The sequence below is a fragment of the Gilliamella sp. B3464 genome (genome assembly GCF_026536145.1).
In the GTDB taxonomy this organism is placed as follows: Bacteria; Pseudomonadota; Gammaproteobacteria; order Enterobacterales; family Orbaceae; genus Gilliamella.
This window is the reverse complement of sequence record NZ_JAFNOQ010000005.1, coordinates 97,255-113,218: the sequence shown is the minus strand read 5'-3', so window position 1 is coordinate 113,218 and position 15,964 is coordinate 97,255. Positions and strand designations below refer to the sequence as shown.

Below are 15,964 nucleotides of genomic sequence, written 5' to 3'. Positions count from 1 at the left end.
TATTTTATTTAGGATATTAAGTTGATATTAATCAATATCATAAATTGATTATGATGTAAACTTTATGTTTATTTAACTAGCGGTAATTCATCCCAGCGCGTAGTGTAACGTTTACTGAGCAGTTCTCTTTTAATTTGCCAAGGTGCCGTTTTTCTATTACCCCCTAATTGAATGGTATTTTTGCCCATTTTTTGATTAATGTTATCGATTGTTTTCATTAATTGATCACTTTTTTGTTGCGAGTTAGGCGCAAGCTCAGAACTAAATAAGTCAGTTTGACAGAAGTTATCTTTTACCTTTAAATCAAGTAACATTACGCCCGCTTTCATAAACAAAAAACCTTTTCTATAAATAGCCTGTAACCCTTTTTGTGCAGCGTGAATAATGAGTCTTGTATCATCAGTTGGTGTTAATAAAGGGACTACAATTGAAGGGTTATATTGCATTAAATCTTGACGAAAGCGGTTGGTTTTCAAAAAGACTAGCACCGCATTAGCAATAGCATTTTGCTGTCTTAGTTTTTCAGCTCCTCGACTGGCATGAATGCGAATGGCTTCTTGTATATCAAATAGTTCCCCAGTTAGTTGTCCAAAACTTCGCGATGTCATGATGTTTTGTTTAGGCGTGTTGAGATCATCTAATTCAATGCAGTTGACACCTTGTAGCTCGAGTACTGTACGTTCAAGCACGACTGAAAATTGTTGCCTAATCTGTTTTAAATTTGCTTGACGTAGATCCCATGCACTATGAATATTTAACGTCTGTAATTTTTGGGCAATACGTCTACCCACACCCCAAATCTCTTCTACTGGAAATGTTTTTAAAATTTTATCCAATAAAACAGGCTTGTCAGGAAGGTGGTAGACGCCCTGATATCTAGCCTCTTTTTTCGCTATATGATTTGCTAACTTTGCTAAAGTGTGGGTTGTTGCAATACCAATGCTGACAGGAATACCTGTATCTCGTTTTACAATTGTTCTTAAATTTTGGCAATGTGCTATCACATCGTTAAACCCATTTAATTGAATAAAAGCTTCATCAATGGAGTAGGGTTGAATATCGGCAGTATAATGACCGACTGTATTAAAAACCCGTTGGCTCATGTCGCCATAAAGTTCATAGTTAGAGCTTAATAAGGTAATGTGTTTACGGATTTTGGGTTCAATTCGATATGCGGGCATACCCATTGGTACTAATGGCTTAAGTTCATTTGAGCGAGCAATAACACAACCATCATTATTGGACAAAATACCAATTGGTCTTTTTTCTAGTTTTGGGTTAAAAACTCGCTCACACGAAGCATAAAAGTTATTACAATCAATCAAACCAATCATGTGTTGCCACGCTTTCGTAAGGAGTGAATCGTATGTATTACTACGCCCCAAATATGTACCTCTTTACCCGCTAGCGAAATAGGCGGATAAAATTCATTGCCCGATAATAAATGGTGTTGCCCATTAATAATCCCTAAACATTTACAGGTTAATTCACCATCAACTGCGGCGACCACAATATCTTCTATCTGCGGCATTAAAGAGCGATCTACAACTAGCAGATCACCACTATAAATGCCGTAATTAATCATTGAATCGCCTTGTGCTTTGATATAATAGGTTGCGCTTGGATGTTTAACTAAGTGATCGGTAAGATCAAGCTTAGTTTCCAAATAGTCATCCGCTGGAGAAGGAAAACCCGCTCTGACGGGCGTATCAACCAAAGGTAAATGTTTTTTTACTGAACCATCTACCATGCCAAGCACAATAATAGAAACTTTACGCAAGCATACTCTCCTAACATAATTTATCGATACTAACAGAATTACATCTATTTAATTCGTGATAAAAAACGAATAATACTGTATAAATATACAGTTTATTTTTGAGGATTCAATAAAAACTAGTGTAAATAGATCGAAATGGACTAAATAATAGCCAAAAATTAATATGTTTACTGCTAGGTTAGCCGATATAGTAAATGAAAAAATGATGGCTAAATGATCTTAATTTAAATTGAGTTAAACAACGAATAATCGATAATTTGCCTATAAAATTTATGCCTTATCTTTGCGTACCAATAAATAATTTACATTATATTGATTAATCGTTAATTAATTTTAAAGATAATTGTCATAAATACTGTTACCTTTTGATGATTATTTTGCGGTTTTTTTGTAAAATAACAAACCAGCTTAATGATAAATAAATAGATATAAGTCAATTAAATAAATTGATTTATTATCGACTGAACATTTACACCAATAATCTATACTTAGGCTATACTTTAAGGCCTTTTTGTATAGATTTTATTTTTACTATAATTTAACACTCATCTTTTTGATTTTAATAACATTATATTTTATATTGATTTAAAAAAATTCCTTTGACATAAATCGGACTAAGTTTTAATGGTTTTTTCTTTTTTTAAGAATCTTACTAGGGCTTGCTTAACACAAGGTAGATCGGAATAAGCTATAATAGCGCCCAAGTTATAGTGTGACCAATAAAGATGCTGTGGATTTTAATGTTAACCATGTCTTAAATATACCAAGCTTACATCAGGTATGTTCAGCTTTATTGTCTAATTAATTTAATTTGGTTTATAAAAATAAGCGTTCATCCAAAAATCCAACCAAATACCGAATATGTATTTTAAGTAATATTATTTTAGGAGTTTTAAAAAATGAATTTGATTTGGTCTGCCGTTTGGCAAGTTGTAAGTTCTTGTCTTCCCGTTTTTTTATTGATCTTTCTGGGGTGGTTTTGCGTTCAACAAAAAATCTTCACAAAAGATTCAAAAAAACTATTATCTGGCTTGGTATCAAACTTTGTCTTCCCAGCATTACTTTTTGTCCACACTGCCCATGCAAAGCCATCAGAGATATTTAACGGCATTTGGATGATTGCTTTTTTCTGCACAATGTCATTTTTGTGGATAATCTGTTTTTTAACTAATAAATACTTATTGGGTAAAGATTTAAAATCAACCACCATGAATTCAATGTTATGCTGTTTCCCTAATATGGGCGGGATGGGCGTACCATTTTTGACATTAATGTTAGGTGCATCGTCAACCATTTCTGTCGCTATTGCGAATTTTGTTGTGGCTTTATCATTAATTCCAATGACAATTTTCTTATTAGAATTATGTCATACTAAAGTATCTGGCGGTAAAGTAACAGGCAATATGATTTTTAGCGCAGTGAAAAACTCGCTTATGAAACCAATGTTTTTGGCTGTTATTTTAGGGTTAATTGTTAGTGTCACTAATGGTTTAACTTGGATGCCGCATTTTGTGTTTAATACTTTTGATATTATGTCTAATGCATGTAACTTTATTTCACTTATTGCTGTTGGCGTAGGGATATATGGTGTTCAATTAAATTTATCTAAACTATTAGTGGTTAATGTGCTTTTAAAGAGTTTTGTAACTCCCGTTGTTGCATTAATTGCTGTGCATCTTTTTGGACTTAAAGGTATCGAAGCCGAAGAGTTAGTCTTTTTATTAGCGATGCCAACTGCATCAACCGCAGTTATTTTGGCTTACGATTGGGAAGTCGAACAAGAGCACGCATCGAGTATTTTCTTTGCTTCAACAATCTTATCTATCTTTATTTTACCAACGTTATTACTTATTATGGAATTCACTATTCCTGGCGTTCATTAATCATTTAAATAATCTCATCCTCATTTAGCCAAGTGCTAGATGAGGATAGTTTGATTTTTTAACAAAAAAATTCAGATAATTAAAGTTATGCAATACTTTGCTAGCAATAAAATTATCAATAATAACTGACATCATCGATACTCTTCCTGGCAACAATATGATTGTGAACTAAGGTAATAGAGTATAACAAGTTATAATTTCTGCCGATTATTTGTAATTTATAAGCATCCTCCCAAGTTGAATGCTTTTTACTTGTGAACTGAGTTTATCTTATGCTCGTAGCTTCAAACGGATTAAAATTATTAATGAACCTAATAAATTAAAGTGGCACTTATAGCTATTGGCGTACCAACTTGGTTTAGTTATTTAGCTTAGTTTTGATTTTTTTCAATTTGTTTATATGAAAGTATTGAAGGAAATATAGCGAATAAACTACATATAAATGCAAATATAAACGTTGCATTATAACCAAAACTCGACACAATAATTCCGCCTGTAAAGCCAGATAAAAGAATTCCAATATCAAAACACGATTCATAGGTACTTAGAGCAAGACCAATATCTTTATGTGACATACTTTTTATTGCAGGTAAGGCAAGAAGTGGATAAACCATTGATAAGCCAAATCCAGTAAGAAACAGACTCATCAAATCATGTTTACTCAAGAATGCAATATCAGATATTACAAAATGTAAAAAAAGATATTACCTCGACGATAATGATCTTTTCTTAAAAAAATATTATAAAAGTCAATAAAATAAATAATACGAAAAGTAGGTTATTTTTTTATGAAGGATATTCGAATAGAACATTATAAATACACATTATATTTATTGGTGACTGTCTTTGGCTGGGGGATTATGTATCCCGCTTCAAAACATGCGGTATCATCGGGTATAGATGGTTATTATCTTACTGTTATTCGCTACGTTCTTGGTGCTTTTCTTGTAAGCATTGTTTTGCTTGTTATCGAAGGTAAAAAAAGTTATCAAACGGAAGGAAAAGCTTTTCAATTGTGGCTTTTTGGCACAATCGGTTTTGCTGGATTAAACTTCCTAACGTTTATCGGCATTGGTTTTTCATCTGCTGAGCATGCAACAATTATATTAGCGTTAATGCCGATGCTCTCAATGATTTTATCATCTATCCTCAATCACAATATACCTAACATTAAAACAAGTTTATGCACGCTATTAGCTTTTGTAGGAATAGTTTTGGTTATAACGAATGGAGATTTTAATCATCTGATAGCTTCATCAAGCTTTTTAGGTGATGTACTATTGTTGGCCGCTACAATTTGTTGGGTTATTTATACCTATTTTGCAAATATGGTGATGACAAAAGACAAATGGAGCGCGTTAAGAGTTACAGCGTTAAGTTCTTCTCTTAGCGTAATAAGTATTATCACGATTACTTTAATTGCATCTTTTTTAGGCTTAGCAAAACTTCCTAGTCTGAGTGTATTTATCACAAGTGGATTTGATATTTTTATACTTGTCATAACCACATTAGTGATCATTACTTGGAATGCAGGTATCAATGGTCTTGGTGCGATTAATGGTATTCTTTTTGTTAATTTAGTCCCTGTCATTTCTTTTATTATTGGTATCTATCAAGGTCATTCTATTTCATATATCGAAATTATAGGTGCGATAATCACTATAATTGCACTGATTCTTAATAATATTTTTATGAGAAAAAATGACAGTAAACAAAAATAAATAAATTCATAATATTAAAAATAAGAAAAACTGCGATGAGAAACAGATTATTTGTTATTATTTTTATTCATCATATTGCTAAACTCGGTTATAAAACTGGTTTTGTGATGATAAGTTCTCATTCTTTTTTAAAACGGTTGTAGATAATGGTTGGAATATAAATATTGGATCAATAAAAAGGGAGTGGATTCTAAAAAAAATAGAACGTCGCTTGCTAAATGTATTCGCACAAAAGTGTAAGCAGGTTTTTTAAGTGATTATTTCTATTTTAATAAATTGAAAAATAGTATTGCCATTGAAGATATTCCTAATAAGAATTAGGAGACGATACTTATCCATAATGGGCATGAAAAACAGATGTAATTTGTGGCAAAATTGATGTATTAATATTTCTTGTAATTCATTACATTGCTTATAAATAAGTTTTTTTGTCAGCAATTAGGCCAAAATATAAAATATTTTGATAGCAGTTAGTATTCATAAATAAAGACAATCCGATGAAAAAACAGTTTAAAACTATGCATATCGCTAGCCTTGAGTTATTTTTAGTGGCAGCAGAAAATGAGAATTTTTCAGTTACTGCTCAATACTTAAATATTACTCCTGCTGCTGTTAGTCGTTCTATTAAAAGACTTGAAGAAAGAATCGGATTTGACTTGTTTTCACGTAGTACACGCCAAGTCAAACTGACTCAGGAAGGGCGTATCTATTATAAGAAATGTTCTGAAATATTCGATATGCTAATTAATGCTGGCCATTCTATTAAAAATGAAAAAAATGCAATTGGTGGTAGATTAAAAATAAGCGTACCAGAGACCTTTTTTAACTATAAAATATCACCTTATCTGGCTAATTTTTCCGAAGAATATCCTAATTTAAAACTTGATTTTCATGTAACTAATAGAAATATTGACTTCGTTGCAGAAGAATATGATCTATCAGTTAGACTGGTACAAGAAAACACCAAGCTAGAGGCTTTTCTCATCAAAAAAAGATTGTTTATTGCTACTACTGGATTATATGCTAGTCCCAATTATCTTGCCAAAAATGGCATGATTGTTTGTCCTGATGAACTAATTAATCATAAATGTATCAATTTTAGCTCAAGTCAGAATAATAAACGATTTCAATGGACATCTTTAAATAAAAATATAGATAAAGACAATATTGAAAATAGCCAAATACAAATCTTTGATAGTATTCAAGCGACTAAATTTTTAGCCTTAAATGATGGCGGTATAGTTCAACTTTTTAGTTTCTCTGTACAAGAAGAGTTAAAAAGAAAAGAATTAGTTGAAATTTTGTCTGAGTATAATAAAGAACATACTTGGGAATTTTGCTTTCTTTATCCTTCTACATATAAAAATTCAACTAAACTTAAGGTTTTCATCGAGTATTTTACTGATAAAATTAGTAGATAATACTGGTTTTCTATAGCCGCATTTATTCTTTTATTAGTGGAAAAAGGTGAATTAAACTATTAACGTTTTTATTATCTATTATGCTTATTACATTTGTATGCATGGTTTACTGGAATTTTTTATAAAAACTTTAGCGTTTTAATAAACGATGATGCCCTACAGTTATTAATAAAAAGTTTATTTAGACATGAGGTTAAAAATAGATGCACAACTATAAAGTTTGATGTTACAAAATGAATAATCACTTCCAACTTACTTATTGATATTGGTCTTTCAATTAATTCTGCTAATTTTGTGTCAGTAAATACCTCAATGGATCTCAATTTTAATGATTTTTTTAAAATTAATCTAACAATTAATGATATAACCTTTTGGTTATATTGAGTTTTTACGTTAAAAAAATTCCATCAATAGCAATCATTGACATATTAAAAAGTAGGATAAATGAAAAATTTTCATTAGTGCATGTTGTATTACCTACTTTATCATTGTAGTAAGCTGTTTAATAATAAGCTAACTATAATAACTGAGGTATGAGCTATGAAAAGAACAATAACATTAAATAATGGTATCGAGATGCCTATCTTAGGGTTTGGTGTTTTTCAAATGACAGATAAGAAAGAGTGTGAAACAGCCGTACATGATGCGATTGATTCTGGCTATCGGTTGATTGATACAGCTGCAAGTTACCAAAATGAAACTGAAGTTGGTAATGCTATTCGTGCACATGGGATTGATCGAGCAGAATTATTTATTACGACTAAATTATGGTTGCAAGATGCCAATTACAATGGTGCTAAGGCTCAATTTGAACGTTCATTAAATCGTTTGCAATTAGACTATGTTGACTTATATTTAATTCATCAACCTTATGGTGATGTTCATGGTGCCTGGCAAGCAATGCAAGAGCTTTATTCAGCAGGTAAAGCTCGTGCTATTGGCGTCAGTAATTTTCAACCTGATAGATTAGCTGATTTAACTGCATTTCATTCTATTATTCCTGCCGTAAATCAGATTGAAGTTAACCCATTCCAACAACAGCTTGAAGCCGTGCCTTATATGCAAAAAGAGAGCATAACGCCTCAAGCCTGGGCGCCTTTTGCTGAAGGGAAAAATGGTTTATTTTCGCATCCTGTGTTAGGTCAAATTGCCGTTAAATATGGTAAGACAATAGGGCAAGTGGTATTACGTTGGTTAGCACAACGAGGCATTGCAAGCTTGGCTAAATCTGTGCGTAAAGAGCGTATAGTTGAAAATCAAGATATCTGGGATTTTGAGCTTTCAGATAAAGATATGCAACAAATAGCAGCGCTTGATACAAATACAAGTCAATTTTTTGATCATCGAGATCCGGAAAAAGTAAAATGGTTAACCAGCCGGAGATTAGATGTTTAAATTTTTAGTTATTGAGGCTAATTTGACTTAAATGGATTGACAGTTTCTTTGTAAGATTTAACTAATTTTTCCGCTCGTTCAACAAGTTTTTGACGTATATGCTCAGGCTCTAAACAAATACATTGATGGCCTAAGCTTAGTAAAATGCCATAACTGTAGTCATCATCAATAAAGTTAAAATCTACAAGATACTGTTGTCCATTTAATTTCTTAATATCTTTTTCGTCACAAAAATCTAAAATACGTTCCAAAAGCGATTCATCTATTAGTAATTTTATTTTAAAACTCTTTTTTTTCATATCCGTTTGGAACAAAGAGAAGACTTCAGGCGTTGTCTGCTTGATAAATTTAGTGTTTGTTTTTCTAATGTTTGACATTTTTGACAATTTAAATACACGAAAGTCATTTTTAGTTAGACAAAAAGCTTGTAAATACCACTCTTTTTCCTTAAAAATAAGTTTATATGGCTCAATTAAACGTGAGGCTTGTTTATTCCTAACACCCAAATAATCAAACGATAAAAGCATTTGCTCTTTCAGTGCCAGTCTTATAATAGATAGTTTGTTATCAATATTTTGTTTGGAAAACCAGGGAGATAAATCAACAATAAGTTGATTTAAGTTATTTGTCACTTCATCAAGTTCTTGTTCTGATAAAAAACTCTTTATTTTCTCGAGTGTTCTTAAATTTTCACTTTCTTTTAAAACCGGTGAGGATAATAAGTTGAGTCCCTTTAATAAAACAATGACATCTTCTTTAGTGAATAGACCTTTACTAATTTTATAATTTTTTAAAATACTTATTCCACCGGCACTTCCTTGATAGGTAATAATGGGTATACCCGCTCCCTCGATAACTTGTATATCTCGGTAAATAGTACGCAATGATACATTTAATTTTTCTGCTAATTCTTTACCAGTTATTTTTTCTCTTTGTAGCAATACCATGATGGTAGTAATTATACGATTAATTTTCATGCTTTATGTTTGCAAAATAATTTAGATTGAATTTTAAATATGACATACAGTTGTCAGCAATGCTACATCAAAATAGAGACAACTAAAATTAATTGAACTAATTTTTATCACTAAAAGGAAAGAAAAATGTTTAAACCTAATAGCGTTATTGTTTATGTCAAAGATGTCGATGTTAGTACAGCGTTTTACACAAAAATACTAGGGCGCCCACCAGTTAAAACTTATCCTGGTTTTGCTGTATTTTTATTGAATGATAATTTTATTTTGGGCCTTCAAGAGGCTAATAAAATAACCCCAAAGGCACCCAATCATTATGGCGGTTTTGAGCTGTCGTTTAGTGATGTAACAAAAAATAAAGTAGATGAGATTTATGCGACCTGGAAAGAACTAAACATCAAAATTGAACTTGAACCGCAAATGCTCGATTTCGGGTACACATTTGTAGGAAATGATCCCGATGGTCATCGACTCCGTGTTTGTGCTACCGATACTTCAAAGTTTGAGTGAAATAATATCTTGAAAAATTAAAACCATGGGGGACTTCATTTTGTAGCCATGGTTTATGAGGATTTCATTTCATAAAAAAATAGGGTTGAGCACGGGAGCATCTCGTGAATTGGATTTTGCTTAGGAAAAATATGTTTGGGCTTGAGGTGATAATTTGAATTGCAAGATACATTAATAATGTCGATGTATTTAAATAAGCTATCGCTTAAACTTCATTTCAGTTCAGAATCAGTAGGCATCAATCAATATCTGAACTTTGCGGACTTTAATAGATTATACAGGATTGTGATATTGGAGCGGGAAACGAGGTTCGAACTCGCGACCTCAACCTTGGCAAGGTTGCGCTCTACCAACTGAGCTATTCCCGCATTAGACGTGTTTTAAATGGTGCCCGGGGCGAGACTTGAACTCGCACGGCCAAAAAGGCCGAGGGATTTTAAATCCCTTGTGTCTACCGATTTCACCACCCGGGCTCAAAACTGCTTACTAAAATGTAATTCGTTTTGAATGCTGTGCATTTTACCTATCTTATGATTTCAGTCAACAGATATTTTTGATTAATTGTTTAATTGTTCAATGTTTAACTTATTGTTGTTTTAATATTGTGTTTTTTGGGGAAAAGGGCGTGTAATTTTGTGAATATAATGGACGATCACAAAATTACACTAAAGCTGGTTTTTAGTGATTTTTAGATAAATTACTCTTCATCCAACAGATCGCTATGTGCTATCCATAAATATTGTAACATGGATAGTAAAGTTAAAATTGTTGCTAGAAAAAGAGCTGCAAGGCCTGCATAAATAACAATATCACAAGGCCGCCAGAGTAACCAAGTCAAGGCTGTCATTTGTGCGATAGTTTTTATTTTGCCGATTGAAGATACCGCAACATTACCGCGTTTGCCTATTTCAGCCATCCATTCACGTAATGCTGATATGATGATTTCCCTTGAAACAATAATGATTGCAGGAATAGAGATCCACCACGATTGGTAGTATTGAGTAATCAAAACTAAAGCAATAGTGACCATAATTTTATCGGCAACAGGATCTAAAAAAGCACCAAATTTTGTTGTTTGACCTAAACGACGCGCAAGGTAACCATCTAACACATCAGTGACTGCTGCGATTAAAAAAATTAAGGCAGAAAAAAAACCTGACCACTCATGCGGAAATAGATAAAAAGCCATCACAAAAAAAGGAATTAATATAACTCGGAATAAGGTTAAAACTGTAGGGAAATTAATTTTCATGTGACATAAGCTCTTTTTTGTTTGATTAATCAAATAATTAGTAACAATTAAAAAAACAGTGTTTTTATTATGATTATGTTGCCTGAAAAATTTTAATTTTTCAATGTGTTATTGTTGCAAATTGAGATAAATTTTTTCAGCTAAAGATTTAGATATCCCTTGCACTTGTGCAATTTCGTCTATACTGGCGTTTTTTAATTCCCGTAAACCACCAAAATGTTTAAGTAATGCTTGTCGACGCTTTCCTCCCACGCCTTCAATGTGTTCTAAAGCGCTGTCAGTGAGCTGTTTTACCCCTTTTTTGCGTTGACCAACAATGGCATGATCATGTGACGCATTACGTATTTGTTGAATTAATAATAGTGCAGGGGAATGGTCATCTAAATAGTGTCCTATTCCATGCGCTTCAAAAAAGAGTGTTTCTAATCCTTCTTTACGTTCAGCCCCTTTGGCTACACCAATCAAAATAGGGTGATGTTTATCCCAATTTACATCGAGTTGTTCAAAAACTTGTAGAGCTTGGTTAAGTTGACCTTTACCACCATCGATAAAAATAATATCGGGTATCTTTTCTTCAGGTAGATCTTTTTTGCTGTAACGACGTGTTAACACTTGTTGCATTGCTGCATAATCATCGCCCGGTGTGATGCCGGTGATATTATAACGGCGAAATTCTGATTTAACTGGACCTTTGTCATCAAAAACTACACAAGATGCAATAGTGTTTTTTCCCATAAAGTGACTGATATCAAAACATTCCATGCGATTAATTTTTTTAATTCCCAAAAACGTTTGTAAGGCATCATAACGTTGTTTAATTGTGGAATTTTCTAGCAGTTTATTTTTAACTTCTGTTTGTGCATTAATCGTTGCAATATTCAAAAGCTTTAAATTGTCTCCTTTGGGCTCATCGATCAGTTTAACTTGATGTTCAGCAATAAGTGACAGTGTCTCTTCCATTGGCAGTTTATCTGATAATGAAAAATTGAGTAAAATTTTTCTAGGTATATTACGATTTTGGTTTCCTTGTAGATAAAATTGACCTAAAAATGTTTCAATAACTTCTTCTAATTCCGTATTTGATGGAACTTTAGGGAAGTAGGAGCGATGTCCAAAGGTTTGTCCATTACGAATAAATAATACATAGATACATGCTAAACCGAGTTCATAATGGAATCCAATTACATCAAGATTATCATTATTATTGTAAATGGCCTGTTTTTCATTAATGTGTTTGATAGCTTGTAACTGGTCACGTAATACCGCTGCTTTTTCAAAATTTAATTCGCGGCTTGCTGTTTGCATATCTTCAGTTATTTTTTGTAAAATTTGTTCAGATTGTCCCGATAAAAATAATCTTACATAATTAACCTGTTCGTTATAATCTTCATCACTGACTAACCCTGGTACACAAGGCCCTAAGCATCTTTTTATTTGGTACTGTAAGCAAGGGCGAGTACGGTTACGATAAGTCGAGTTTAAACATTGTCTTATCGGAAACGTTTTTTGCAATAGTGCAAGAATTTGTTTAACTGCATAGCCACTTGGGTAAGGACCAAAAAATTCATCTTTTTTGCGATTAACTGTCCCTCGATAAAGTGATAATTGGGGATGACGTTCTTTACTTAATTTGATGAAGGGATAACTTTTATCATCTTTTAATAGTACATTATAACGAGGTTGATGCTTTTTAATATAAGTCTGTTCGAGTAATAAAGCTTCTGTTTCGGTATTAGTAATAGTAAATTCAACTCGATGAATGTGACTTACCAGTCTATCGGTCTTTAACGTTTTTTTACTATTATTAAAATAGCTTTTTAATCGATTATTGAGATCTTTGGCCTTTCCCACATAAATAATCGTGTCTTTATCATTGAACATCTGATAAATACCCGGTTTATGGGGAACAGTTTTTAAAAAAGATGTCGAATCAAATTGGCTCATATTTATTAGTTTTCGAATGTGAGGGCTTTTTTCTCTATAACTCTCATAATGGTGCTTAATAAACCATTTATCAAGAGATAAATTAAGCCTGCAACAATAAAAATTGAAAAGTCGTAGTAATCACCATTTAATTCATTACTGTATCCCATAATGTCCATTACCGGTATCATAGACGCTAGAGCAGTGCCTTTAACTACAAAAACCACTTCGTTGGAATAGGTTGATAATGATCGTTTTAATGCATAAGGCATAACAACTTTCAACGTCTGCCATTTGTTCATACCTAAAGCTTTACAAGCCTGCCACTGCCCTTGTGGCACTGCTTTTAGAGCCCCATAAAAAATCTGAGTAGTATAAGCTGCACTATTAAGTGTCAGAGCTAAGTAAGCACAAAACCAAGGCGAGGAGATAAGATCATAAAATGCTGGTACATGACTTAACGTTTGACCAAATTGTGATGGTCCATAATAAATTAAAAATAATTGGACTAGCAGTGGTGAACCCGTAAATATAATAATATAGGTTCGAATTGCCTTAGTTAATACTTTCGAATTCAATGATAATAAGCAAGAAAAGATTATTGCTAATAAACCAGCAGATAAGATCCCTAAAATACCCAAACTTAGTGTATTAGGTAACCCCTGTAAAATGATTTTAAGATAGTAAATAAAATTATCAAACATAAATTGACCTTACTGGTTATTAGCAGAATTAGATTGTTCAAAATAGGTTGAGCGTTTTTCGATTCGCCCGATAACTTTTTGGCTTAAAATCGAAATAACCAAGTAAATAATCATAGCAATAAAATACCAGAGAAAGGGTTGATTTGTTCGAGCTATAATTGTTTTCGTTTGCATCATTAAATCATCAATAGCAATGGCTGACACTAGTGCTGTATCTTTTAGTAAAATTAACCATTGATTACTTAATCCAGGTAGAGCATGGCGCCACATTTGAGGCAAAATAATACGGAAAAAAGTACGTGATTTACTTAATCCCAGCACCTGTGCTGCCTGTTTTTGTCCACTTGAAATCGCTTTGAATGCCCCTCGTAATGTTTGTGATGCATAAACAGCATAAAGTAATGATAAGGCAATCACACCACATAAAAAAGGATCGGGTTTTGTATTTTCGATATTCATTTGTAGTGTGAATGATGTAAAACCTAATGATATAGAAAAACCATCATCTAATGCCATTAATAGCAAAGGTAATCCTGTATAAATTGCTACCACTATCAAAAGTTCTGGTAGGGCACGTATGGTTAAGTTAAACAGTGACATTAACCATGCAACGGGTTTAAAAGGAACGGATTCTAAAATTGTAAAAATAAACGCAAAAAACATGCCTACAATTAGCGATATAAACGCTAATGACAAGGTAATAGATGTCGCTTTAGTAAGCGGCAAAATATAACCATCCATTGATGATAAGATCCAGTTCATCCCGTTTGCAAGAAAGTCTGACATAAAAAAACCGTTGTTAAATTAAAAAAATAAACTCGCCGCAAAATATGCGGCGAGGTCATCATAAAGTCTAAATTAAAGTTTAATGATTATTTATTAAACCATTTTTTGTAAATTTCGTCTAATTGACCATTTGCTTTCAGTTTATCAATAGCTTGGTTAAATTGATCACGTAATTTATCGTTACCTTTACGTAATGCTATACCTAAACCTTCACCAAAAAATTCATGATCAGTAATTTTATCACCTAATGCGACAATTTCACTATCTTTACCTAGCCAGTCACCAGCAACAAATGAACTTGCAACAATCGCATCAATGCGTTTGGCTTTTAAATCTAAAAAAGCAAATTGATAACTGTCATAACTTACGGCTTTAACATCAGGATATTTTTCATTCAAATATTTTGAATAAGTTGTCCCTTTTTGTATACCAATTCGTTTGCCTTTTAGTTGATCTAAACTGGTTAATGAATCTTTTAGCGTAATAAATTGAATAGAACTATCATCATAATATATTTTAGTAAAATCCACTTGTTTTTGGCGTTCTGGTGTCACATCAATACCTGCAATTGCAGCATCAATACGGCGAGTTTTTAAACTAGGAATTAATCCATCGAATGATTGATTAACAATATTACATGATGCTTTAATTTCATCACAAATTTTATTAATCACATCAATATCAAATCCAACAATTTCATTTTTTTCGTTGGTAAACTCAAAAGGCGCATAAGTCGCTTCTGTACCAATGGTTAAGGTTTCTGCAGCTTGAGCAGCAAAAGCTGATCCTGCAAGCAAAATGGCTAGTAACGTTTTTTTCATATATCCACCCAATTTTATATTAATTAATGTGATAAATAAGATTTAAATTCTTCGGTTTTTGGATGAGCAAAACATTCTAGTTGTCCTTGCTCAATAATTTTACCGTGTTCCATATAAATCACTTGTGAAGCCACTTTTCGAGCAAAATCAACTTCATGCGTGACAATAATTTGTGTGATCCCTGTTTGGGATAATTCATTAATAATCTCGGCTATTTGCGATGTAATTGCCGGATCTAAAGCCGCAGTTGGTTCATCAAATAATAAAATTTGTGGTTCCATCATCAATGCTCTAGCGATAGCAACACGTTGTTGTTGACCGCCAGATAGATGAAGTGGGTAGCGATGTGCCATTTCATCGATTTGTAACCGAGCTAAAATCGACATAGCTTTGTCACTGGCTTCTTGTTTAGAAAGCTTTAAAACTTGACAAGGCGCCTCAATTAAATTTTCTAGTACTGTTAAATGTGGCCACAAATTGTAGTTTTGAAAAACCATACCAACATTTTTACGTAATTGTCGTATTGTTGATTCACTAATTTTAGTTGAGAAATCAAAATGAGAATCAGCAATTGTCATTTTACCTGATGTTGGAATTTCAAGTAAATTAAATACTTTTAATAAAGAGCTTTTTCCTGCACCACTTTGTCCTAACAAAACAATGGTTTCGCCAAGGGGATAACATAAAGAAACATCATTTAAAGCTTGGTGGGTACCATAAAAACAGTTTATATGGTCTAATTCAATATTCATTATTCGTTTTCTTAAATTCAAATTGACTAAATATTACTTTTT

Annotated in this window: 15 protein-coding genes and 2 tRNA genes; 5 read left to right on the top strand and 12 right to left on the bottom strand. The window is 32.5% G+C overall.

Annotated features, from left to right (window positions below):
* Positions 1-68 precede the first annotated feature (68 nt).
* A complete protein-coding gene (locus J3U57_RS07350; RefSeq protein ID WP_267344101.1) occupies positions 69-1,334 on the bottom strand; it encodes a Y-family DNA polymerase in 1,266 nt (421 codons plus the stop codon).
* Positions 1,331-1,780, bottom strand: a complete 450-nt coding sequence (locus J3U57_RS07345; RefSeq protein WP_267344102.1) for a LexA family protein — start codon at positions 1,778-1,780, stop codon at positions 1,331-1,333. The genes J3U57_RS07350 and J3U57_RS07345 overlap by 4 nt, the downstream gene beginning before the upstream one ends.
* An 899-nt stretch (positions 1,781-2,679) precedes the next feature.
* On the opposite strand from J3U57_RS07345, the gene J3U57_RS07340 reads away from it, so the two are divergent.
* Complete coding sequence (locus J3U57_RS07340) at positions 2,680-3,663, top strand: AEC family transporter (protein WP_267332859.1); 984 nt, start codon at positions 2,680-2,682, stop codon at positions 3,661-3,663.
* A 371-nt stretch (positions 3,664-4,034) separates the two neighbouring features.
* On the opposite strand, the gene J3U57_RS07335 is transcribed toward J3U57_RS07340, so the two are convergent.
* Positions 4,035-4,310 carry an MFS transporter gene (locus tag J3U57_RS07335; protein ID WP_267332858.1) on the bottom strand — a complete coding sequence of 92 codons (276 nt, stop codon included), beginning with the start codon at positions 4,308-4,310 and terminating at the stop codon, positions 4,035-4,037.
* A 141-nt stretch (positions 4,311-4,451) separates the two neighbouring features.
* On the opposite strand from J3U57_RS07335, the gene J3U57_RS07330 reads away from it, so the two are divergent.
* The 3 genes from J3U57_RS07330 (at position 4,452) to J3U57_RS07320 (ending at position 8,200) form a co-directional block, all read left to right on the top strand.
* Positions 4,452-5,384 carry a DMT family transporter gene (locus J3U57_RS07330; protein ID WP_267344103.1) on the top strand — a complete coding sequence of 311 codons (933 nt, stop codon included), beginning with the start codon at positions 4,452-4,454 and terminating at the stop codon, positions 5,382-5,384.
* A gap of 497 nt (positions 5,385-5,881) precedes the next feature.
* Positions 5,882-6,805 (top strand): LysR family transcriptional regulator, encoded by a 924-nt coding sequence (locus J3U57_RS07325; protein ID WP_267344104.1) that lies wholly within the window; start codon positions 5,882-5,884, stop codon positions 6,803-6,805.
* Between the two features lie 540 nt (positions 6,806-7,345).
* The gene (locus J3U57_RS07320) at positions 7,346-8,200 is read left to right on the top strand and encodes an aldo/keto reductase (protein WP_267344105.1); all 855 of its coding nucleotides are present in this window, start codon (positions 7,346-7,348) and stop codon (positions 8,198-8,200) included.
* Positions 8,201-8,217: 17 nt separating this feature from the next.
* Here the strand turns inward: J3U57_RS07320 and J3U57_RS07315 are convergent, their stop codons facing one another.
* Complete coding sequence (locus tag J3U57_RS07315; RefSeq protein WP_267344106.1) at positions 8,218-9,177, bottom strand: helix-turn-helix transcriptional regulator; 960 nt, start codon at positions 9,175-9,177, stop codon at positions 8,218-8,220.
* Positions 9,178-9,303: 126 nt separating this feature from the next.
* Here J3U57_RS07315 and J3U57_RS07310 point away from each other — a divergent pair, with 126 nt between their 5' ends.
* Positions 9,304-9,684, top strand: a complete 381-nt coding sequence (locus J3U57_RS07310; RefSeq protein WP_267344107.1) for a VOC family protein — start codon at positions 9,304-9,306, stop codon at positions 9,682-9,684.
* A gap of 292 nt (positions 9,685-9,976) precedes the next feature.
* Here the strand turns inward: J3U57_RS07310 and J3U57_RS07305 are convergent.
* The 8 genes from J3U57_RS07305 to artP form a co-directional block, all read right to left on the bottom strand.
* Positions 9,977-10,052: transfer RNA gene (locus tag J3U57_RS07305), tRNA-Gly, on the bottom strand.
* Positions 10,053-10,069: 17 nt separating this feature from the next.
* A tRNA-Leu gene (locus tag J3U57_RS07300) sits at positions 10,070-10,157 on the bottom strand.
* Positions 10,158-10,381: 224 nt separating this feature from the next.
* A complete protein-coding gene (pgsA, locus tag J3U57_RS07295) occupies positions 10,382-10,936 on the bottom strand; it encodes a CDP-diacylglycerol--glycerol-3-phosphate 3-phosphatidyltransferase (protein ID WP_267332851.1) in 555 nt (184 codons plus the stop codon).
* Between the two features lie 108 nt (positions 10,937-11,044).
* Positions 11,045-12,880 carry an excinuclease ABC subunit UvrC gene (gene uvrC / locus J3U57_RS07290; protein ID WP_267344108.1) on the bottom strand — a complete coding sequence of 612 codons (1,836 nt, stop codon included), beginning with the start codon at positions 12,878-12,880 and terminating at the stop codon, positions 11,045-11,047.
* Positions 12,881-12,885: 5 nt separating this feature from the next.
* Positions 12,886-13,563: an arginine ABC transporter permease ArtM gene (artM, locus tag J3U57_RS07285; protein WP_267332849.1), complete on the bottom strand. Its 678-nt coding sequence runs from the start codon at positions 13,561-13,563 to the stop codon at positions 12,886-12,888.
* Positions 13,564-13,572: 9 nt separating this feature from the next.
* Positions 13,573-14,349 (bottom strand): arginine ABC transporter permease ArtQ, encoded by a 777-nt coding sequence (gene artQ, locus J3U57_RS07280; protein ID WP_267344109.1) that lies wholly within the window; start codon positions 14,347-14,349, stop codon positions 13,573-13,575.
* Between the two features lie 86 nt (positions 14,350-14,435).
* A complete protein-coding gene (locus J3U57_RS07275; protein WP_267332847.1) occupies positions 14,436-15,170 on the bottom strand; it encodes a transporter substrate-binding domain-containing protein in 735 nt (244 codons plus the stop codon).
* Positions 15,171-15,193: 23 nt separating this feature from the next.
* Positions 15,194-15,922 (bottom strand): arginine ABC transporter ATP-binding protein ArtP, encoded by a 729-nt coding sequence (artP, locus tag J3U57_RS07270; RefSeq protein ID WP_065633617.1) that lies wholly within the window; start codon positions 15,920-15,922, stop codon positions 15,194-15,196.
* Between the last annotated feature and the right edge of the window lie 42 nt (positions 15,923-15,964).

Bases quoted from the DNA above. Each gene is read 5' to 3' on its own strand.
- J3U57_RS07320 (WP_267344105.1), top strand. From the start codon at position 7,346: ATGAAAAGAACAATAACATTAAATAATGGTATCGAGATGCCTATCTTA.
- J3U57_RS07325 (WP_267344104.1), top strand. From the start codon at position 5,882: ATGAAAAAACAGTTTAAAACTATGCATATCGCTAGCCTTGAGTTATTT.
- artM (WP_267332849.1), bottom strand. From the start codon at position 13,563: ATGTTTGATAATTTTATTTACTATCTTAAAATCATTTTACAGGGGTTA.
- J3U57_RS07340 (WP_267332859.1), top strand. From the start codon at position 2,680: ATGAATTTGATTTGGTCTGCCGTTTGGCAAGTTGTAAGTTCTTGTCTT.
- J3U57_RS07330 (WP_267344103.1), top strand. From the start codon at position 4,452: ATGAAGGATATTCGAATAGAACATTATAAATACACATTATATTTATTG.
- J3U57_RS07335 (WP_267332858.1), bottom strand. From the start codon at position 4,310: ATGAGTCTGTTTCTTACTGGATTTGGCTTATCAATGGTTTATCCACTT.
- pgsA (WP_267332851.1), bottom strand. From the start codon at position 10,936: ATGAAAATTAATTTCCCTACAGTTTTAACCTTATTCCGAGTTATATTA.
- artQ (WP_267344109.1), bottom strand. From the start codon at position 14,349: ATGTCAGACTTTCTTGCAAACGGGATGAACTGGATCTTATCATCAATG.
- J3U57_RS07275 (WP_267332847.1), bottom strand. From the start codon at position 15,170: ATGAAAAAAACGTTACTAGCCATTTTGCTTGCAGGATCAGCTTTTGCT.
- J3U57_RS07310 (WP_267344107.1), top strand. From the start codon at position 9,304: ATGTTTAAACCTAATAGCGTTATTGTTTATGTCAAAGATGTCGATGTT.
- uvrC (WP_267344108.1), bottom strand. From the start codon at position 12,880: ATGAGCCAATTTGATTCGACATCTTTTTTAAAAACTGTTCCCCATAAA.
- J3U57_RS07315 (WP_267344106.1), bottom strand. From the start codon at position 9,177: ATGAAAATTAATCGTATAATTACTACCATCATGGTATTGCTACAAAGA.
- J3U57_RS07350 (WP_267344101.1), bottom strand. From the start codon at position 1,334: ATGATTGGTTTGATTGATTGTAATAACTTTTATGCTTCGTGTGAGCGA.
- artP (WP_065633617.1), bottom strand. From the start codon at position 15,922: ATGAATATTGAATTAGACCATATAAACTGTTTTTATGGTACCCACCAA.